Genomic DNA, 20,406 nt, shown 5'->3' on the forward strand with positions numbered 1-20,406 from the left:
GTGGATTTCAATCAGATAGTCGATCGAAAGGGCACTCATTGTACACAATGGGATTATATTGAAGACAGATTTGGAGAAAATAATCTTTTACCATTTACTATTTCTGATACAGACTTTATGTTGCCGTGTGAAGTTAGATATACTTTATCTAAAAGGCTTGAACATGGGATTTTTGGCTATACAAGGTGGAATCATCAAGCATTCCAAGAAGCAGTTTTGAAGTGGTATCGGAATAGATTTAATTTAGAAATAAAAAAAGAATGGCTGAATTACAGTCCGTCAGTTATTTATAGTATTTCTTTATTGATCGATATGCACTCTGACAAACAAGATGGTGTCATTGTACAAACGCCAGCATACGACGCATTTTTCAAAACGATTGTAGGAAACCAGCGCAAACTTATTGAGAATCCGTTACTTTATCAAAATGGACTATACTCTATCAACTTTATTGAACTAGAAGCAAAGCTATCAGATCCACAAAATAAAATACTGTTGTTTTGCTCTCCCCATAATCCGACTGGAAGAGTATGGGAAAAGGAAGAGTTAAAGAAAATCGTAGAGTTATGTAAGAAGTACCAAGTATTCTTAATATCTGATGAAATCCATATGGATATAGTAAGAAAAGAATATTCTCATCATCCCATTCTGGAACTTTCTGAGCAAAATGTTGCTATTGTAACTTCAGGATCTAAAACATTTAACTTTCCAGGTTTAATTTTTTCCTACGTCATTTTGCCTAGTGAAACGGATAGGAAAGCGTTTAGATATAGGTTGAAAAATAGAGACGGACTCTCTTCTGCAAGTACTTTAGGTCTTGAAGCAACCATTTCTGCCTACGACAACTGTGAAAATTGGGTAGAAGAATTGAATGAGTATATTGATGGAAATATTGAATATGTAAAGAAAGAATTATTTGAAAAAATGCCTATTATAAAAGTAGTGGAATCACATTCTACCTACTTAATGTGGCTGGATATGACAAATTATCCAGGAACAATGGAAGAAATTCAAAAAAAATTACTAGAGATTGGTCAAGTAGCCATAATGGACGGTGGAGTATATGGAGGAAATGGAAGTAACTTTTTACGACTGAATGTAGGATGCCCTAGAGAAAAAGTGGTAGATGGACTCCACCGATTAATTAGAAGTTTGAACTAAATAGAATAGAGTATTTATTTTTTCGGATAGACACAAATGACTATATATCTGTGTCTATCCGAAATTTTTTGTTTAAAAATCTATAATAAACATAATGACCTAGCCAAAAATTAAATAGAAGAAGTTCATCACAATTTATATAAAAGCGGTTTCTTTTATTTGTGATCAACGTACTTAATAAGTTAAATAATAGTGATAAAATAAGCGTAGAAGAAAAGGATAGGAGGTGAGGAAATGGATCAATTAGCATTAGAAATTATCGCAAATACTTTAGTTAGAAATGAAGTAACCGTTCATTCAATCGCTCGATCTTTAGGCATATCAGAAAACAAAGTGATTTTAAGTATAGATAGTATTAATTCTGAAGACGAAAAACCTGTTATAAAGTATCAGAAAGAAAAAATATATTTTTCTCAAGAGCAAGTTGAAAAATACTATCAAATCTCAAAAAAAGAGGGATTCCTGCAGTACTCAATTTCACTAAGACGAATGTTGCTCATCCTTTTGCTGGCATTAAAAGAACGCTCTTATTCCTTACAAGACTTAGCAGAACAGATGAAAGTAAGTAAAAATACTATCGTTTCGGATTTAAATATCTTAAAAAGCGATCTGGAAGAAAAAGAATGTAGATTATTTTACTCAAGAAAATCTGGATATAGTTTAGAAGGCGAAGAATTAATAATAAGAAAACTGTTAGTAGAAACAGTAAACAAAATATTTAATATTCCTATCGGAAAGTATTTATTATTTGAAGAAGGTCTATTGGATGCTAATGAAGTCATTTTTCTACAAAAGAGACTTCAAAAAGTAGAAGAACGTCTGAATATATTATTATCTGATGAAATGGTTGAGGTATTACCTTATACGGCCTATTCCATTGTTCAGAGGAAAAAGAATACGAATAGTTCCTGTTCCCTTACTACGGAAATAAAAGCTGTAACAAATTCAAGAGAATATGAAACAATTATTTCTGCTTTCTGGAATTACGATTTTTTAGATGAAGATGATTTGATCTATTTAGCTGTATTAGTTCTATCATCTAATATGATAAATTCTGAGTTCTCAATCTATAACACTGATGCATTGGATCAAACGATCACTCGCTTTATCGAAACAATTGAAAGTAAATTAGCCATTCAATTCTCTAATGTTGAACAATTGAAGAAAGTATTATTGCAGCATATTCGTCCAGCACTCTTTAGAGCGGAGTTAGGCATCTCCATAGTCAATCCTCTGACCCAACAATTTAAAGAAGAGTATCGGTCGATATATAGGTTAGTCAAACAAGAAATGTCTATGTTTGACACTTTTATTCCGAAACCATTTTCTGAAGACGAAACAGCATTTATTGCAATGATCGTATTAAGTAATATTATGGAATATTCTAAACAAAAGGAAGATAAACCGTTCAAAGCAGTAGTCGTATGTAAAAGCGGCACCAGCATTTCTAAAATGTTACTTGGACTACTGGAGGAATTGTTTCCATTTATCTCATTTAAAGGAACATATTCTGCAAGACAATTTGAAAGTAGTATTATAGAAGCTGATTTTATTTTTTCAACGGTTCCTCTTAACACGGATAAAGAAGTTTTACTAGTCTCTTCTTATATGAATTATAGAGATCGTGTAGAGTTAAAAGAACGTTTAGATAAAAATATTGAGGAGAACACAGTTAAAAAAGCAAGATATATTCTTTCTTACCTTGGAGATTATCTAAAGCAGGAAAAAGAAAAGGAAGCAATAGATACTTTATCAAAGTTTTTAGCAGAAGATCAGATCGAAGAAGAGAAGGAACAAGAAAAGTCAGAGGACTTAATTAATAATGACTTTCAGATATCTATTATTAATGAAAAATGGGAATGGGAAGATTGTATAGAAAAAGCATTTAAACCCATTTCGAAAAGAGGAAATATTGATAAGCAGTACATTGAAGTCTGTAAAAAAGCATTTGATAGTTCATATAAAACCATGCTGATTGGGCCACAAGTGTTGCTTCCTCACGTAGGATTCGAAGAAGGTGTTAAGAAAATGGATGCACAGATCTCTATACTCAAAGAACCGATAATTGATCCAGATGGAGAAGAATATCAGGTGGTTGTAGCGTTAGCACCAGGGCAGCATAACGAACATGTGAACTGGCTGATGAGATTAAATGAAAAATTTGTCTCTGGTAATTTGAAGGAAAAGTTGTTATCTGCTGCGGATTCAGCAGAAGCAATGAATTATTTTTAGAAGGGAAGACAATAGATGGATTATGCTGATTTATTTAGAGAAGATCTCGCACAATTGGATGCTGCATTCAGAGACAAAAAAGAACTCTTCGGAACTATTTATAGAGAATTATTAGATAAGAAATTAGTAAAAGACACATTTTTGAAAGCGGTTGAGAATAGAGAGGAGGATTATCCAACTGGTTTGCAATTTGAGAATTTATCAATAGCCATTCCACATACAGATGTGAAACATATTGAGGATCCGTTTGTTTATGTCTGTACTTTGGAAAAAACCATTCCTTTTATACAAATGGGAACAAGTGATACTTTAGTCGAAGCAGAAGTGATTTTAGTATTAGGAATTAAGGAACCAAAAGAACAAGTAGGCATGTTATCTCGGTTGATGGAAATATTCAGTAATAAAGAGTTTATAAAAGCGTTTAAAAATACAGATAGTGAAAGCGAAATCCTTGCACTATTTAAAAAGGAAATGGAAAGAACTGTTGAGTAAGGAACTAAATGAATAGAGAGAAAGAATGGAGGAAGGTAAAATGGATTGGGCATTGTCAGCATTACAATGGTTTGTAGATCTTGGAGCAGTTGTCGTATTACCCATATTGATTTTTATTTTTGGAATAGTGTTGGGAGCAAAGTCAGGTACATTTTATATGGTAAGTGTATTATATATTACTTCTTGGGTCGCACCTTTAGTCACCCAGGCTGCAATATCTGCTAACTTCGATTTAGAAGGAAATTCTGCCATTACAGCCTTAGCAGAAGGCGGGTTGTGGACTACAGGAATGTACGTGGGAATTACACAACTAATGGGCTGGATCGGATTAACAGTCATTGGATTAATCGTACTGGGCGGATTGTATTACGTTAATAAGATTCTACCAGGAAAAAAAGTTAATTTAAAAGATATCAAGGAATAAATGAATAATAATAGAAAAGGGGAAAAATGATGAAAAAATTATTGATCATGTGTGGAACTGGAGTAGCAACATCGACAGTAGTAACAAATAAAATAAAAGTGTGGCTAAAAGAAAAAGGATTAGAATCAGAAGTCAAATTATATCAATCTAAAATTGCTGATGAAGTAAACAAACTAGACGAATATGATGTAGTACTGAGTACAACTGTTGTTCCAGATCGAGTAAAAGATAAAGTAATTAGCGGAGTTCCTTTACTGACAGGAATGGGAACAGAGGAAATGTACGATGAAATTGAAAGACAAATTCGTGAAAGTTAGGTGAAAAAGGATGCTGGTAACTTCAACAAATTTATTTCAAAAAGCACAAAAAAACGCCTATGCGATCCCAGCAACGAACTTTATTGATTTAGACTCAGCCAGAACCTTTGTAAATACTGCTGAAAAATTAAGAAAACCGTTAATATTACCATTTGCGCAAGCTCATGCAGAAGTGCTTCCATTAGAAGAAGCCGCATTGATCGGGAAATACTTTGCAGAAAAAAGTAAGATGCCAGTTGTCCTGCATTTGGATCATGGAGAAGATATTGATTTTATTGAACGTGCAATCCAGTTAGGTTTTACATCGGTCATGATTGATGCTTCTCAGGAAAAACTAGATGAAAATATTCGTAAAACCAGAGAAGTCGTTAATCTTGCACGGTTAAATGGAGTAGTTGTAGAGGCTGAGATTGGCCATGTGGGATCTGGAGTCAATTATGAAAATCATGACCATACAGATAGTATCTATACAGAAGTAGAAGATGCCGTTCGCTTTGTCGAGGCAACCAAAGTAGACTCCTTAGCCGTTTCGATTGGAACAGCACATGGAATCTATAAAGGCGTTCCGCATATTAATTTTGATCGTCTTGATGAAATAACAGCTGCCTTAGAAATTCCCTTAGTATTACATGGAGGATCTTCTTCAGGAGATGAAAACTTAGCTAAATGTGCTAAAAGTGGTATTTGTAAAATTAATATTTTTACAGATTTTATCAGCAAAGCATTGAAAACCATTGAGGAAGAAAGACCTGAAGATTATCTTTCATTAAAACAACTATCTAATCAAGCAATGGAAAAGGTACTCACACATTATTTTGATCTTTTTAAAACAATGTCAGTGGAGGAATTTAAATGAGCAAAAGAATTTTACGAAAGCCGTTTTTTGTAGTGAATCCCAAAGCATACTTGTATGGAGAAGAATCACTTAAACTAGCAAAATCAGTTGACCAGTTGGCTGAAAAATATGATGTTGATATTCTTTTTACGGTGCAGCACGTAGATGCATACAGAATCAGACAAGAAACGTCAAACATTATAGTGACGGTTCAACACATGGATTCTTTAGAAGCCGGCAGAGGCATGGGATATATACTAGGAGAGGCGTTGGTTGATGCTGGTGTAGAAGCAACCTTTTTAAATCATGCTGAACACCCAGTACAAGTCAATGAACTAGTAGCAACGATTAAGCGGGCAAAAGAACTAGATCTTCTGACTATAGTATGTGCAGATTCAATTGCTGAAGCAAGAGCCATAGCTTCTTTAGAACCAGATATAATGGTTTGCGAGCCGACAGAATTGATCGGTACAGGAAAAGTCAGTGATGTCAGCTATATGAAAGAAACAAATCAAGCAGTCAAGGCAGCTAACGCAACTGTTCAAGTCCTTCAAGCTGCTGGAATAAGTACAGTAGAAGATGTGAGACAGGCAATTGAATCTGGAGCAGATGGTACGGGAGGAACAAGCGGTATTATTAAAGCAGCTGACCCAGTGGCTACAGTAGAAGCAATGCTGCAAGAACTAGTGAAATGGAAGGACTGATTAAATGATTATTACCGATAAACTAACCCTTCATTCTAATGGAAAACGAGTCACTTACCACAATATTACAAAAGATGTAAAGCGTATATTAGAAACAAGTGGTATACAAAATGGCCTATGTGTCATTCAGTCTCCACATACAACCTGTTCTGTAATTTTTGAAGAATTTGTTCATGATTTTGATTTTAATGGAGATGAGTATCTGCAAGTAGACTTAAATCGAATATTAGATCAAATCATCCCTAGAGAATTAAGTGAAAATACCAATTATCGCTATCCTGGTCAAAAACATGTTGATTTTCTGATGGGAATGAATGATCCGAATTACCCAGCAGATCCAGGAACCATTTTAAATGGAGATGCACACATTCGAGCTTCATTTTTCGGCGCCAGTGAATCATTGATTATTAAAGAGGGCGCTTTACAAATTGGAACAGTTGGTTCAATCTATTTCATTGACTTTGATCAAAATAGAGAAAGAGACCGAACATGCCATATAATGATTATGGGAGAATAAAAAAGTACAATACATTAAAACTCTTATACAGATTAATGCAGCGCATAAGGATATGTGCAGCTGACTCTGTATAAGAGTTTTTATTATAAATTACATGTAATCGGCAAAATCATTAAAGTTTTTAATTATCCCATCATAAGTTAATTTATTTTGGTCAAAATGCGGTTGATTTTTACCTTCTGGGTCAATTGCGATAATTGACCCGATTCCAGCATTCATAGCAGCTTTGAGACCGGAAATAGCATCTTCAACTACTAGGCAATCTTTAGGAAGCAACTTTAAATTTTGAGCGGCTAAAACAAAAATATCTGGAGACGGTTTGCCAGGGAAAGAACCATCATCATATACTATTTTTTCTTTATCAAACCAGCGATCCAAGTTGAAAAGGTTATAATAAAACTCTACATTTTGTTTTGGGCTTGCTTTTGCTATTGTCATGGGAGTATGTCGTTGAAGCAAGCTGTTTAATAACTCTTCCAGGCCTTCAGTTAAAGAAAGATCAGGCTGATTAAGAATGAGTTTTCTATAGTATGCTTCTTTTTCATTTGATAATAGAGTTATTTTTTCTTCTGATAGTGTTTCATTCAAAAAATAGGTTAAAATCTTATCGTTTGTTTGGCCATGGATTTTATGTAATATATCTTCTTCTGTAACGGCTTTAGTCGAATATTTTTTTATAATATGAATCCAAGCCTTCTCATGAAAATGTGAATCTTGAAACATCGTGCCATTAAAATCAAAAATAATTCCTTTCATTATCGGACCCTCCAAGTTTTATTGTGATTTCAGCTAACGCTCATCAGTTTACTATTAAATTTATTTTAACATATATCAGAAGTATCAGTTGAAACCTGAAAGGATAAAGTGAATCGTAAAGTAAAAGAGGGTAAAATATAAAGACCTTCCCCAAGTAGAATTATTCTACAAGGAAAAGGTCTTTACTTAATGAGCCATTATTCTGATCTTAAAGCGATTGCTGCATCTTTCTTAGCTGCCATACGAGCAGGTATGTGACCACCAAGCATCGTCAGAACAGTTGAAATAATGATTAATAGAATTGCGTGAAGCGGATTTAATTGAGCTACGTTCTCTAAATCAGTTACTTGGTATAAAATATAATTTGCCGGGAAAGTTACTAACCAGGCAATCAAGACACCAAGTGTTCCAGAAGTAACACCTAATATACAGGTTTCAGCATCGAATACGCGCGTAACATCTTTCTTACGAGCACCTAAAGCTTTTAAGACACCAATTTCTTTGGTTCTTTCAATAACGGAAGTGTAGGTAATGATACTGATCATAATCATGCTAGTGATTAATGAAATAGCTGCAAATGCAATTAGTACATACGTAATAGCATCCATCAGCCCGCCGGTCAATTCAGTCATCGTTCCTGCTAAATCTTGATAAACGATTTGATCTTCTTCTGCTAAATCTTCATTATATTCATCCAGATAATTTAATACTTCTTCTTTATCCTCAAAATTGTTAGGATAGATCATAATACTTGAAGGCATACTTTCTCCGCCTAAATAAGTCATTAAAGATCCTTTTGTTGTTTCATCAACAGGTTCTCCGGTCATAACATTTATTTCGCTGTCTTCTTGCGCTTGAACAATAGCAGAGTTTTGATTCTGTTCAATAATATCAGTCGTAAGATCATTACTATAGGCAATGCCAGGTGCCAGTAAGTCCATTGTAGAACTTGCTTTTACTCGCAAGATTCCTGAAATAGTAATGGTTTGATTATTTTCATTATCGTAGAGGCTTTGATAATCTGTATTAGGTACAAATCCACCAGTTGGTAATTCAGTGTAGTAATCGTCGTTAGCTACTAAATTGATTGTTGTACCAACGATGTCCTCAAAATTCAGCTCATCTCCAGATTCAAGTTCAAAACCTAAATTTTCCAAAGCATGAATGTTTGTAGTGTTGGTTTCATCAACGATCAGCACAACATCAGTTGGAGATTCAGGGTAGCTACCCTCTAGCAATGAATAATTATCTTCCAAGAAGTTTCCATTACTATCATCTAATTGTGTTGGAAAAGTTGAAACACCAATACCAGTTGAAGTTGATAAGGCGCTTGTGATAGCTGAACTACTGTCGTTAGAACCAGCATTAGAGAATGAAACGGGTTCTACTTCACCATCAACTTCTCTTAAAAGATTCATTCCAATAGATCTAGTAAATCCGACATTATTACTTAGCTCAGGATCGATATTTTCGATGTAGTCAACATATTCTTCATCAATATTGTTTATATGCTGAATCTGTTCTTGATCACTTTGCTCAACAGTAACCGTTTCTGTATCAGGATACTCTTCGACTTCTTCCTCTTCATTATCTTCAATCGAACTTCTATCTGTCGTTACACTTGAGATAGTGATGGGGAATTGAGCCAACGTTTCTGACTGAGTCTGATCAATTTGGATCTGAAAACCATTAGATAGCGCCAGTACAATTGCAATACCGATAATTCCAATACTGGAGGCAAATGATGTCAGAATTGTACGCCCTTTTTTCGTGCGGATATTATTGAAAGATAATTTAAGAGCAGTAAAAAACGTCATTTTAGTTTGTTTTAGATTGAATTGATCGGTCTGGACTTGTTCAGTATAAGGATTAGAATCACTTAAAATTTTGCCATCTTCAAATTCAATGATTCTATCAGTATAGTTATGAGCCAGCTCGGGGTTATGTGTTACCATGACTACTAGCTTCTCGTTGGATAGTTCTTTGATCAGATCCATGATTTGAATACTGGTTTCCGTATCTAGTGCTCCCGTAGGTTCATCACAAAGCAGGATATCCGGATCATTAGCTAAAGCACGTGCGATTGCTACACGCTGCATTTGTCCACCAGAGAGTTGAGTAGGTTTTTTATTCATGTGATCTTTTAATCCAACTCGCGTTAAAGCTCGTTCTGCTTTCTCACGTTTTTCGTCTTTGGACACACCGCTTAATGTCATTCCTAATTCGACGTTATCAATAATGCCAAGATGACCAATCAGATTATAATTTTGGAAAACAAACCCGATAGAATTGTTACGGTAAGCATCCCAATCTCTATCTTTAAAGGTTTTAGTCGACTTGCCATTAATGATCATGTCACCTGAATCATATTGATCCAGTCCGCCGATCACATTCAACATCGTTGTTTTACCTGAGCCGCTTGGACCTAATATTGCTACAAATTCTTGTTTTCTAAAAGCAACGGAAACACCATCTAATGCTTTTGTGGTAGTTTCACCGACTTTGTAATATTTCTTGATATTTTGTACTTCTAACATGCCTGATTCATTCCTTCACTGCGATTTTCTTTACTCGAATGGATTTAGAATAGCACTCGTCTATGAACTGAATATGAATTGAAAGAAATTTTTGTTAAAATATAGGGGAATACAGATGCACAAGGGAGAAAAAAGTATGCAGTCTATTTTGATCGTAGAAGACAATGAAAATTTAATCGAGTTATATAAACAAGTTTTATCCAAAGCTGGATTCGTTGTGTTTTCAGCACATGACGGGGAAGAAGCTTTAAATTTAATGAAACATACACACCTTGATTTGATTGTTACGGATGTCATGATGCCAAAAATGAACGGATATGAATTAGCTGAATTCTTGAGAGATTTAGAAAACGAAATACCTATTTTGATGATCACTGCAAAAGGCTCTTTAGAAGACAAAAAAATCGGGTTTCGTATTGGAATTGATGATTATATGGTCAAGCCAATTGATGTACAAGAAATGGTTTTACGTGTAGAAGCTCTTCTTAGAAGATCTAAAATGAATAATGATCATAAATTAACGGTTGGGAACACAATTTTGACTCAGGATCAGTTGACTGTGACTTCAGGATCAGAAATGATTGAGTTACCAAATAAAGAATTTCATCTATTATATAAGCTATTGTCCAATTTAGAGAAAATTTTTACGCGTCGCCAATTGATGAATGATATCTGGGGATTTGAATCTGACACATATGAACGGACAGTAGATGTTCACATTAAAAGACTCCGCAGTAGATTTTCAAGAAATGCTGATTTTGAAATCGTAACTATACGTGGATTAGGATATAAGGCGGTGTTGAAAAATGAAAAATAAAGTAACTTCGCAATTGTGGATTTATCTGACTCTGCTGATTTTTTTCTCATTAGTCCTGTCTACATTGGCTTTCTTTGCGTTGATGTATTTGCTGACGAGTCTGCAGATTATTGATACAAATAATTTTAGAGCAGTGCCTATATTGCTCATTTTCGGAAGTTTCAGTATTTTGATTGGGACAATTGTATCAGCTTTTGTAGTGCATAGAGTGTTACATCCTATTATGATTTTACGGACCAATATGGAAAAAGTAGCCAAGAGAGATTTTACGATCCAGTTGAACCAGCATCAATCGATTAAAGAAGTTCAGAAACTTTATACATCATTCAATACGATGGTTAGAGAATTGAATAGTGTAGAAACCTTAAGAAACGAATTCACTACTACGGTATCCCATGAATTCAAGACTCCTGTTTCAACTATTCAAGGATATGTACAATTACTCCAGAATTCAGAACTGTCTCAAGCGGAAGTACAGGATTACTATAAACGTATTTTGAATGGAACCCAGCAGTTATCTACTTTATCAGACAACATTTTGAATCTAACTAAATTGAATAACGAAAACTTTGTCTTAGACAAGAAAAACTTTCGGTTAGATGAACAGATAAGAGAAGTTATATTATTTCTACAGCCTAAGTGGGAAAAGAAACAATTGGAATGGACCTTTGATCTGGAAACGGTCAACATTGATGGAGACGAAGAATTCCTGCATCAGGTATGGTTGAACTTGATTGATAATGCAATCAAGTATAACAAAGTTGGCGGAATGGCGACAGTCACGCTGACAAAAGACGAAACAGACTGCTACATCGAAATAAAAGACTCTGGAATCGGTATGACAGAAGAAACTACTCAAAAGATGTTTGAACGCTTCTATCAAGAAGATACAACAAGAAAGACCCAAGGGAATGGATTAGGTCTGTCCCTGGTAAAAGAAATTATCGATTTGCATGAAGGTAAAATCATGGCCGAAAGCAAACCCGGAGCTGGCACCAAATTTTGTGTCCAGTTACCTTTGTAAATAAAATTGAAGTTGGAACAAACAGTCTCCTTCTGAGGTGGATTTGCATAGCTAAATAAGTAGAAAACCGTCAAACCAAGGATTATAGTTCTTAGGTATGACGGTATTTCTTTTTTGGCTAGTTTTCCCCGGCCTTGCTTCTTTTAAGGCGCATAAGTTTACCAGGTAACAGTTTTATCAAATTTGAAAAAGAATTTTATTTGTTAGATGAAAACGCCTATTAGTAGTTGTAGAAGTTATAATTATATTAATCGAAAGACGACTATTCATACGGAAAAGTAATTGGATTACACTAGCTAAGTAGTTTCTAAACTGTTTTCGACTACAAAGATAAATGGAGTAAATAACTCTTGATGTAGAAAAGAAATTTATAAATACTGAGCAATGACTAAAGCATATAAAAGAGGGTTCTTTTAAAATGAAACCCTTACCAAATAATATTGATTTGTTTGTAAGATTATGACAAAATATAGGAGAAGTTTGAAATATGTTTATGAATGGAGGCAAAAATGGAATTTATAGCACATATTAGAAACTCAGAAAATAAAGAGATACAAAGTGTAAAAGATCATTTGTTAGAAGCTAAGTCTTTAGCTGAGGAATACGGAACACCTTTAGGTATTAAACATCTCACAGGGCTAGCTGGTCTACTACATGATCTTGGAAAAGCAACAAACCAATTTAAAGACTACATAACAGAAGCTGTAAATAATCCTAATAATCCACCTAAACGAGGGTCTGTTGATCATTCAACAGCGGGTGGGAAATTTTTATATGATTTATATCATAATGAAAACAACAATCCGTTTCAGAAATTAATCGCAGAGATTGTTGGAAATGCAATAATTTCTCATCACAGTTACCTCCAAGATTTTTTATCACCTAGATTAGAATCAAACTATTTAAAACGAGTTAAAGAAAAAGAAATACAAAATTATCCTGAAATTAAAGAGTACTTTTTTAACCAAGTTATGTCGGAAGAAGCACTTGATGAATACGTTGGAAAAGCGTGCGAAGAAGTAAGAAAATTTGTTAATAAAATTACGTCTCACAATAAAGAAGGTTATAGTGAAGCACATTTAATGTATTTAACAAAATTTGTTTTTAGTGCATTAATTGATGCTGATCGAACAAATACACGTCAGTTTGAAGAAAAAAGTACTCAAACGAATAAGTTAGATACAGTGGAATTATTTAAAGCGTACTACTCGAAATTGATGGATAAGTTAGTAACGTTTGAAAACAAAACATCTTCTACACGAATTGATGATTTAAGAAAGCAAATGTCTGAACAATGTGAAGCATGGGGTTATAAAGAATCAGGTATATACACGCTTTCTATTCCTACTGGAGGAGGGAAAACTTTATCTAGTTTTCGTTATGCATTAAGGCATGCGATAGAACATAATAAGAAAAAAATTATTTATATTGTACCGTTTACAACCATTATTGAACAAAATGCTCAAGAAATTAAAAAAATTGTTAAAGATGATGAACATGTATTAGAACATCATTCTAATGTGATTTCTGAATTCGATGATAGTGAAGACTTTGATGGAACAATGAGTATGCGAGAAAAAGTGAATTTAGCTAAAGATAACTGGGATACACCAATCGTTTTTAGTACTATGGTACAATTTTTAGACCAATTTTACGCTTCAGGGGCCAGAAATATACGGAGGCTCCACAATTTTGCAGATTCTATTATCATTTTTGATGAAGTTCAAAAGGTACCTACGCAATGTGTGTCTTTATTCAACGAAGCATTGAACTATTTAAACTTTCACTGCAATACAAGTATCCTTTTATGTACAGCAACTCAACCAGCGCTGGATTATGTCAAACATAAACTAGACATTAATCCCGAAGCAGAAATTATTAGTGATATTGATGAAGTAAATAAACAATTTAAAAGAGTAGAAATTATAGATAAAGCTACTAAAAATAAAATGAATACGAAAGATTTATCACATTTTATATTAGAGAATACAGAAAAGTTTAATAATCAGTTAGTTATCTTGAATACAAAGAAAGTAGTTAAAGAGTTATATAAAGAGCTAAATGAACTATTGGAAGATTACGCTATTTATCATTTGAGTACTTCAATGTGTGCAACACATCGAACGGAAATATTAAATGAAGTAAAACTAAAGTTGGAAAATAAAGAGAAAGTAATTTGTGTAACCACTCAATTGATTGAAGCAGGTGTCGATATTAGTTTCGAATGTGTTATCCGTTCTCTATCAGGACTAGATTCAATTGCTCAAGCTGCAGGTAGATGTAATAGGCATGCAGAAAAAGATATTGGGAAAGTATTTTTAGTAGATCATGGTGAAGAGACTACGAAATTTTTGAAAGAGATCGAAGTGGGGAAAGATATTACCTCTAAAATGCTCAAAGATCTTATATCTAATTCAAAGAATCATGGTGGTGATTTACTATCTAAACAAGCGATGAACTTTTTCTTTAAAAACTTTTATAGTAAGTTAGCGCCAAATTTAGAGTATCCAATCAGAGATATAGGGTATTCTCAAATAGATTTATTAATGAAAAGAGTTCAAGAAAACGAAATATTACAAGAGTATAAAAGTAAGCATGGAAAGATTCCAGGTTTATTTAATAATAATAGTATAGGCACTGCGGCGAAAAAATTTAATGTAATTAATAATGATACAACTTCGATTTTAGTCCCATATGGTTATGGGAAAGAAATTATTAAAGAGTTAAATGGATTTGAAACACTCTCAGAGCTATCGAATTTATTTAAACAGGCTCAACTATTTAGTGTAAATTTGTATAGCCATGAATTAAAACAATTAATACAAGAAGATGCTCTAGTTGATTATTTCGAAGGAGCAGTTTTGGCATTAAAAGAAAGTTACTATAGTAATAAGTATGGACTAAATTTAGAAGGTGAAGAGGAACTGTCTTTTAATATGTTTTAAAATAGGTGAGTTGAGTGAAAGGGGAACGTATGAGAAATAGTATCGAGTTCAAAGTATATGCTGATTATGGATTATTTACCGATCCTTTAACGAAGCTTGGTGGAGAGAAGTTGAGTTATCAAATCCCAACATATCAAGCATTAAAAGGAATCGTGGAGAGTATCTATTGGAAGCCAACGATTAAGTATATTATTGATGAAGTTAGAATTGTAAATCCAATACAAATGGAGTCAAAGGGAATTAGACCGATTACCATGTCGGGAGGAAATACACTTGCAAATTACACGTATTTAAGAATTCCTCACTATGAAGTGAAAGCACATTTTGAGTTTAATGAACTAAGAGAAGATTTAGTTTTCGATCGTAATGAGCACAAACACCACAATATATTGAAACGAGCACTTAAAGCTGGTGGAAGAAGAGATGTATTTTTAGGTGCTAGAGAATGTCAAGGATACGTGGAACCATGTAACTTTGGAGAAGAAGAAGGATTTTACGATAATTATGGTGAATTACATTTTGGAACTATGTTACATGGGATAAATTATCCTGATGAAACAGGAAAAGATATTATGGAAGTAAGATTATGGAAGCCAATAATGAAAAATGGGGTAATTACATTTCCGAGACCTGAAAAATGTGAAATTGTTCGAGAAATCAAAGAAATGAAACCGAAACATTTTGATGAATCTAACATACAGTCTGCGACGGATCTGTTATCTGTTTTGGAACAGGAGGACGATCGATGACTTGGATAAATAATTTATATGACACATATGAAAAGAATTTATCTAGAGTAGGAGTTATAGAGCAAAAAGGTAATCAAGAATATACACTAATGCCTATCGCTCACACTACACAGACGGCACATATAGAAGTAAGTATAACAGAAAACGGAGAATTTCATTCTGCTAGAGTGTTAGATAAAATTATTACTTTGATTCCTTGTACAGAGTCTTCATCTAGTCGATCTGGTTCAAAAATAGCTCCATATCCTCTACATGATAAGCTATCATATGTAGCAGGAGATTTGGAAGAATTTGGGGGTGGAGAAAAAGAGAAAAAACAATTTTCGGCATATCTTGCACAACTGCAAGATTGGGTGGAATCGTCATCCAGTCATCCAAAAATAAAGACTGTTTACAGATATATTTCGGGGGGGAATTTGATAAAAGACTTAGTTCAAGAAGGTATCTTAGTTACTGATAATGGGAAATTAGTTATTAAGTGGAATAAAAGTTTTGATGAAAAATTTGGAAGTAAACCAGAATTGTTTTCTAAAGTTACTGGCGACGTAACAAGCGCTTTTGTACGATTTAATGTATATTCGGCACAAAATGAACAAGTGGAAATTTGGAATGATAAAGACGTTCATAACTCATTTGCTGAATTTTACCTAAAAACTTTAACTGGAAGTGATTACTGTTTTGTAACTGGGAAATATGAACCGATAACTGAGCGTCATGCTAATAAAATAAGAAATTCTGCTGATAAGGCGAAGTTGATTTCTTCTAATGATAAAAATGAATTTACTTTTCGAGGCAGATTTGATAAAAGCATAGAAGCTGCTTCAATTAGCTATGAAGTATCACAAAAAGCACACAACGCATTAAAATGGCTGATTAATCGCCAAGGGAAGATCGTGAACGAAAGATTGTTTTTAGTATGGGGAAATGAAGACCTAGATATTATTGCACCTGATCTTGATACGATTTCTATTATCCCTAGAGAAAATATCAAAAAAAATGAGACGAATACTTTAAAGGGCTTTGCAAATGAAGTAAGTAAAGCAATTGATGGATATAAAAGTGATTTGAATACTAGAGCAGAGGTAAATATTTTAATACTAGATGCTGCTACTCAAGGAAGAATGAGTGTTCAATACTATAAGAATCTTGACAAAGAGTTATATTTAGAGCGAATAAAAAAATGGCATCAATCATGTATTTGGAAACATGAATACAAAAAAGATGATAATAAAGAAAAGATAATTTTTTACGGGGTGCCATCTACTAAAGATATTGCTTACGCAGCATATGGAAGAAAAGCCAATGAAAAAGTGATTAAATCAACAATGGAACGAATGATTCCTTGTATAGTTGAGAATAGAAGGATTCCGCAAGATATTATTAGAAGTATTGTTTATCGTGCTTCCAATCCCCAAACTATGGATAATTGGGAATGGAGAAAAACATTAAGTATTGCTTGTGCATTGTTAAATCATAAGGAGGGAATAGGTGTGTCGTTAAATAAAGAATCAAAGGATAGAAATTATCTTTTTGGTAGACTACTTGCTGTAGCATATCATATAGAGAAATGGGCTCAAAGTGTTCAAAATGAATATAGAGAAACAAATGCAGAAAGATATATGGTAAGTTTTTCGAACAAACCACAAAGAACTTGGAAAATTATACATGATAATTTGCTTCCTTATAAAGCAAGATTAGGTGGAAGAGCAACAAAATTGTATGATTTAATTATAGAAATTACCAATCAATTTGATGAAGAAGACTTTAATGATAAACCATTGGATGGTAAATATTTATTAGGTTTTTCAAGTCAAGTTATGGATTTAGATAAAAGAAAACACAAAGATGATGAAGGAGTAGATTTAAATGGCAACTTTAGATCATAAAATTGATTTTGCTTTACTAATCTCAGTGAATAATGCTAATCCTAACGGAGATCCATTAAATGGGAATCGACCTCGACAAAATTTTGATGGTTACGGTGAAATTTCTGATGTTGCAATTAAAAGAAAAATCAGAAATCGTTTAATCGATATGGGTGAGAATGTATTTGTTCAGTCTAATGATAAGAATGTAGATGGTTTCAAAAGCTTAAAAGAAAGAGTAGAATCTGTAGAAGAATTACAGGAAGTAAGCAAAGGTAAGAGTAAAGATGCAGATAGATATGCTGAAATTGCTTCAAAAACTTGGATAGATGTTAGAAGCTTTGGACAAGTCTTTGCGTTTAAAGGACAAGACCTCTCAGTTGGAGTAAGAGGACCGGTATCTATTCATACTGCAGTTAGTATTGATCCAATTGACATTAATAGTATGCAAATTACTAAAAGTGTAAACTCTGTGACTGGCGATAAAAAAGGTTCAGATACAATGGGAACAAAACATAGAGTAGACTTTGGGATATATGTAGTTAAAGGGAGCATCAATACCCAACTTGCAGAAAAAACTGGATTTACTTATGAAGATGCAGAAAAAATCAAAGAAGCGCTTAGAACTTTATTTGAAAATGATGCATCTTCTGCGCGTCCAGATGGTAGTATGGAAGTCTTGAAATTATATTGGTGGGAACATAATTCAAAATTAGGACAATACTCATCGGCAAAAGTTCACCGCGCTTTAAAAATTAAATCAAAAACAGCAGTACCAAAATCAATTAAAGACTACGAATTTAATCTTAGTCCATTGGAGGGCTTAAAAGTAGATGAAATAAATGGACTCTAATCCAGAAGAGTTTTTAATGCTATCGGGGATACAACATTTTAAATTCTGCCCAAGACAATGGGCGTTAATTCATATAGAACAACAATGGGAAGAAAATATAAAAACAATTCAAGGAAATCATCTACACCGAAATGCGGATCAACCTTTTATGAAAGAGAAACGAGGGCACAAATTAGTTACTCGATCCATGCACGTCCAATCTAAAGAGCTTAGAATAACAGGTATATGTGATGTGGTGGAATTGGTTAAAGATAAAGATGGAGTATTTATTCCAAAATTAAACGATGTATTTCGAGTGATTCCCATAGAATATAAAAGAGGAAAACCAAAAAAAGATAATATTGATATTCTACAACTAACTGCCCAGGCTATTTGTTTAGAAGAAATGCTTTTGTGTGAAGTTGATAAAGGATATATATATTACAATGAAATTCGAAATAGGCAAGAAATTGAATTTACTGATCAATTAAGAGGCGAAGTTAGAAAAACAATTCAACAAATGCAAGAACTTTACTCAAAAAAACATACACCTAAAGTAAAGACGGGTAGTTGGTGCAAAAACTGTTCGCTACAAAATATATGTTTGCCAAGATTGATGCAAAAAGAATCTGTAAGTAAGTATATCGAGAGGAAGATTAACGAATGAGGAAGCTTCTGAATACTCTGTTTGTAACACAACCAGATACTTATTTATCTTTAGATGGTGATAATATAGTATTAAAGAAAAACAAAGAAGTTTTAGGGAGAGTTCCTCTTCATAATTTAGAATCGGTGATAACGTTTGGGTATACTGGAGCAAGTCCTGCATTAATGGGATATTGTGCAGAAAAAAATATTTCTATTGTATTTTTAAATCAAAACGGAAAGTTTAGAGCTAGAGTTATTGGAAATAGTAGAGGGAATGTAACATTAAGAAAAGAACAATATAGAATTTCAGATGATGAAGAAAAATCGGCAAGGATAGCAAGTAACTTTATTATTGGGAAACTATACAATAGTAAATGGATAATAGAACGAACAACACGGGATTATCCATTAAGAGTGAACGTTGATAAATTCAAAAAATCTTCTAAACAAATCACAGAACTTTTAAAAGAAGTCAGGCAGTGTTTAGATTTAGATTTGCTTAGAGGATTAGAAGGACAAGCCGCTTTATCCTATAACAGTGTAGTTAATGATATGATCCTTCAACAAAAGGAAAACTTTTATTTTACTTTTCGCTCCAGAAGACCACCTTTAGATAATGTAAATGCAATGTTATCGTTTGCGTATACTTTATTAGCGAATGACACAACTTCTGCATTGGAGACCGTTGGATTAGATGCATATATAGGATTTCTTCACAGAGATAGACCAGGTAGAGCATCATTGGCGTTAGATTTAATGGAAGAATTAAGAGGAGTTTATGCAGACCGTTTTGTACTATCTTTAGTTAATAAGAAAGTTATGAATAAAAATGATTTCGTCCAGAAAGAAAATGGCGCTATCCTAATGACGGAAGATGGAAGAAAAAAATTTTTACAAGCCTGGCAAAAGAAAAAACAAGAAAAAATTACACACCCATTTTTAGGAGATAAAATAACATGGGGATTAGTTCCATATGCACAAGCATTATTGCTTGCTAGATATATTAGGGGAGATATTGATGAATATCCACCTTTCTTATGGAAGTAGGTGAAGCGATTGTTAGTGTTAGTTACTTATGATGTAAGTACAGAATCTGTTGGAGGTAGAAAACGTTTAAGAAAAGTCGCTAAAACATGTCAAAATTATGGACAACGAGTTCAAAATTCCGTGTTTGAATGTATTGTTGATTCTGCTCAGTTCGAGTCATTGAAAATCACTCTCGAACAAATCATTGATAAAGAATTTGATAGCTTGCGTTATTATAGATTAGGAAATAACTACCAAGCTAAAGTTGAACATATAGGAGTAAAAGAAACTTTGCAAATAGAAGATCCATTAATCTTTTAGTGCGAATGTGATGTGCCCAGATATTTACAGGGAGATTCGCACTGAAGTATTCACTTATTATTAAGATTAAATGAAAAAATAGAAGTACGAAAAGATTATTTTTAATCTAAAAATAATTTTTTGGGCGTTTTTATAAAGTAATGCTTAAATTTTAGCTAAAAACGCCGTCGCACTCTACATGAGTGCGTGGATTGAAATAGCCAA

Annotated in this window: 19 protein-coding genes; 17 read left to right on the forward strand and 2 right to left on the reverse strand. The window is 33.5% G+C overall.

Annotated features, from left to right (window positions below; genetic code table 11):
* The 8 genes from BM212_RS02355 (at position 1) to BM212_RS02390 (ending at position 6,682) form a co-directional block, all read left to right on the forward strand.
* The gene (locus BM212_RS02355; RefSeq protein WP_425434162.1) at positions 1-1,161 is read left to right on the forward strand and encodes a MalY/PatB family protein; all 1,161 of its coding nucleotides are present in this window, start codon (positions 1-3) and stop codon (positions 1,159-1,161) included.
* A 234-nt stretch (positions 1,162-1,395) separates the two neighbouring features.
* Complete coding sequence (locus BM212_RS02360; protein ID WP_091895941.1) at positions 1,396-3,393, forward strand: BglG family transcription antiterminator; 1,998 nt, start codon at positions 1,396-1,398, stop codon at positions 3,391-3,393.
* Between the two features lie 15 nt (positions 3,394-3,408).
* Positions 3,409-3,885, forward strand: a complete 477-nt coding sequence (locus BM212_RS02365) for a PTS sugar transporter subunit IIA (RefSeq protein ID WP_091895944.1) — start codon at positions 3,409-3,411, stop codon at positions 3,883-3,885.
* A 40-nt stretch (positions 3,886-3,925) separates the two neighbouring features.
* Positions 3,926-4,309: a hypothetical protein gene (locus tag BM212_RS02370; protein WP_072693058.1), complete on the forward strand. Its 384-nt coding sequence runs from the start codon at positions 3,926-3,928 to the stop codon at positions 4,307-4,309.
* Between the two features lie 29 nt (positions 4,310-4,338).
* Positions 4,339-4,626, forward strand: a complete 288-nt coding sequence (locus BM212_RS02375; RefSeq protein ID WP_072693057.1) for a PTS sugar transporter subunit IIB — start codon at positions 4,339-4,341, stop codon at positions 4,624-4,626.
* 10 nt (positions 4,627-4,636) lie between these two features.
* Positions 4,637-5,482, forward strand: a complete 846-nt coding sequence (locus tag BM212_RS02380; RefSeq protein ID WP_091895947.1) for a class II fructose-bisphosphate aldolase — start codon at positions 4,637-4,639, stop codon at positions 5,480-5,482.
* Positions 5,479-6,165 (forward strand): triose-phosphate isomerase, encoded by a 687-nt coding sequence (locus BM212_RS02385; RefSeq protein WP_091895950.1) that lies wholly within the window; start codon positions 5,479-5,481, stop codon positions 6,163-6,165. Before BM212_RS02380 ends, BM212_RS02385 begins: the two co-directional genes overlap by 4 nt.
* Before the next feature lie 4 nt (positions 6,166-6,169).
* On the forward strand, positions 6,170-6,682 hold the full coding sequence (locus BM212_RS02390; protein ID WP_072693054.1) for a YjbQ family protein: 513 nt from the start codon (positions 6,170-6,172) through the stop codon (positions 6,680-6,682).
* Positions 6,683-6,772: 90 nt separating this feature from the next.
* Here the strand turns inward: BM212_RS02390 and BM212_RS02395 are convergent, their stop codons facing one another.
* Positions 6,773-7,438, reverse strand: coding sequence for an HAD family hydrolase (locus tag BM212_RS02395; RefSeq protein WP_091895953.1), 666 nt, complete (start codon positions 7,436-7,438; stop codon positions 6,773-6,775).
* A 197-nt stretch (positions 7,439-7,635) separates the two neighbouring features.
* On the reverse strand, positions 7,636-9,975 hold the full coding sequence (locus tag BM212_RS02400; RefSeq protein ID WP_091895956.1) for an ABC transporter ATP-binding protein/permease: 2,340 nt from the start codon (positions 9,973-9,975) through the stop codon (positions 7,636-7,638).
* 136 nt (positions 9,976-10,111) lie between these two features.
* Here BM212_RS02400 and BM212_RS02405 point away from each other — a divergent pair, with 136 nt between their 5' ends.
* The 9 genes from BM212_RS02405 to cas2 all read left to right on the forward strand — a co-directional run bounded on the left by BM212_RS02405 (position 10,112) and on the right by cas2 (position 20,202).
* On the forward strand, positions 10,112-10,792 hold the full coding sequence (locus BM212_RS02405; protein ID WP_072695868.1) for a response regulator transcription factor: 681 nt from the start codon (positions 10,112-10,114) through the stop codon (positions 10,790-10,792).
* A complete protein-coding gene (locus BM212_RS02410) occupies positions 10,782-11,816 on the forward strand; it encodes a sensor histidine kinase (protein ID WP_072693051.1) in 1,035 nt (344 codons plus the stop codon). Before BM212_RS02405 ends, BM212_RS02410 begins: the two co-directional genes overlap by 11 nt.
* A 509-nt stretch (positions 11,817-12,325) precedes the next feature.
* A complete protein-coding gene (locus tag BM212_RS02415) occupies positions 12,326-14,761 on the forward strand; it encodes a CRISPR-associated helicase/endonuclease Cas3 (RefSeq protein WP_091895959.1) in 2,436 nt (811 codons plus the stop codon).
* Between the two features lie 29 nt (positions 14,762-14,790).
* On the forward strand, positions 14,791-15,510 hold the full coding sequence (gene cas5c / locus BM212_RS02420) for a type I-C CRISPR-associated protein Cas5c (RefSeq protein ID WP_091895978.1): 720 nt from the start codon (positions 14,791-14,793) through the stop codon (positions 15,508-15,510).
* Complete coding sequence (gene cas8c / locus BM212_RS02425) at positions 15,507-17,396, forward strand: type I-C CRISPR-associated protein Cas8c/Csd1 (RefSeq protein WP_091895962.1); 1,890 nt, start codon at positions 15,507-15,509, stop codon at positions 17,394-17,396. The genes cas5c and cas8c overlap by 4 nt, the downstream gene beginning before the upstream one ends.
* Positions 17,377-18,228 (forward strand): type I-C CRISPR-associated protein Cas7/Csd2, encoded by an 852-nt coding sequence (gene cas7c, locus BM212_RS02430; RefSeq protein WP_091895965.1) that lies wholly within the window; start codon positions 17,377-17,379, stop codon positions 18,226-18,228. Before cas8c ends, cas7c begins: the two co-directional genes overlap by 20 nt.
* A complete protein-coding gene (gene cas4 / locus BM212_RS02435; protein WP_072693047.1) occupies positions 18,218-18,874 on the forward strand; it encodes a CRISPR-associated protein Cas4 in 657 nt (218 codons plus the stop codon). The genes cas7c and cas4 overlap by 11 nt, the downstream gene beginning before the upstream one ends.
* Positions 18,871-19,902: a type I-C CRISPR-associated endonuclease Cas1c gene (cas1c, locus tag BM212_RS02440; RefSeq protein WP_072693046.1), complete on the forward strand. Its 1,032-nt coding sequence runs from the start codon at positions 18,871-18,873 to the stop codon at positions 19,900-19,902. The genes cas4 and cas1c overlap by 4 nt, the downstream gene beginning before the upstream one ends.
* 9 nt (positions 19,903-19,911) lie before the next feature.
* The gene (gene cas2 / locus BM212_RS02445) at positions 19,912-20,202 is read left to right on the forward strand and encodes a CRISPR-associated endonuclease Cas2 (RefSeq protein WP_091895969.1); all 291 of its coding nucleotides are present in this window, start codon (positions 19,912-19,914) and stop codon (positions 20,200-20,202) included.
* Positions 20,203-20,406: the final 204 nt, after the last annotated feature.

The sequence above is a fragment of the Marinilactibacillus piezotolerans genome (assembly GCF_900114235.1).
Taxonomy (GTDB): domain Bacteria; phylum Bacillota; class Bacilli; order Lactobacillales; family Carnobacteriaceae_A; genus Marinilactibacillus; species Marinilactibacillus piezotolerans.

Coding starts and splice junctions, on each gene's coding strand:
- BM212_RS02365 (WP_091895944.1), top strand. CDS start 3,409: ATGGATTATGCTGATTTATTTAGAGAAGATCTCGCACAATTGGATGCT.
- cas7c (WP_091895965.1), top strand. CDS start 17,377: ATGGCAACTTTAGATCATAAAATTGATTTTGCTTTACTAATCTCAGTG.
- BM212_RS02410 (WP_072693051.1), top strand. CDS start 10,782: ATGAAAAATAAAGTAACTTCGCAATTGTGGATTTATCTGACTCTGCTG.
- BM212_RS02360 (WP_091895941.1), top strand. CDS start 1,396: ATGGATCAATTAGCATTAGAAATTATCGCAAATACTTTAGTTAGAAAT.
- BM212_RS02395 (WP_091895953.1), bottom strand. CDS start 7,438: ATGAAAGGAATTATTTTTGATTTTAATGGCACGATGTTTCAAGATTCA.
- BM212_RS02400 (WP_091895956.1), bottom strand. CDS start 9,975: ATGTTAGAAGTACAAAATATCAAGAAATATTACAAAGTCGGTGAAACT.
- BM212_RS02385 (WP_091895950.1), top strand. CDS start 5,479: ATGAGCAAAAGAATTTTACGAAAGCCGTTTTTTGTAGTGAATCCCAAA.
- BM212_RS02405 (WP_072695868.1), top strand. CDS start 10,112: ATGCAGTCTATTTTGATCGTAGAAGACAATGAAAATTTAATCGAGTTA.
- BM212_RS02380 (WP_091895947.1), top strand. CDS start 4,637: ATGCTGGTAACTTCAACAAATTTATTTCAAAAAGCACAAAAAAACGCC.
- cas4 (WP_072693047.1), top strand. CDS start 18,218: ATGGACTCTAATCCAGAAGAGTTTTTAATGCTATCGGGGATACAACAT.
- cas8c (WP_091895962.1), top strand. CDS start 15,507: ATGACTTGGATAAATAATTTATATGACACATATGAAAAGAATTTATCT.
- BM212_RS02415 (WP_091895959.1), top strand. CDS start 12,326: ATGGAATTTATAGCACATATTAGAAACTCAGAAAATAAAGAGATACAA.
- BM212_RS02370 (WP_072693058.1), top strand. CDS start 3,926: ATGGATTGGGCATTGTCAGCATTACAATGGTTTGTAGATCTTGGAGCA.
- BM212_RS02375 (WP_072693057.1), top strand. CDS start 4,339: ATGAAAAAATTATTGATCATGTGTGGAACTGGAGTAGCAACATCGACA.
- BM212_RS02390 (WP_072693054.1), top strand. CDS start 6,170: ATGATTATTACCGATAAACTAACCCTTCATTCTAATGGAAAACGAGTC.
- cas5c (WP_091895978.1), top strand. CDS start 14,791: ATGAGAAATAGTATCGAGTTCAAAGTATATGCTGATTATGGATTATTT.
- cas1c (WP_072693046.1), top strand. CDS start 18,871: ATGAGGAAGCTTCTGAATACTCTGTTTGTAACACAACCAGATACTTAT.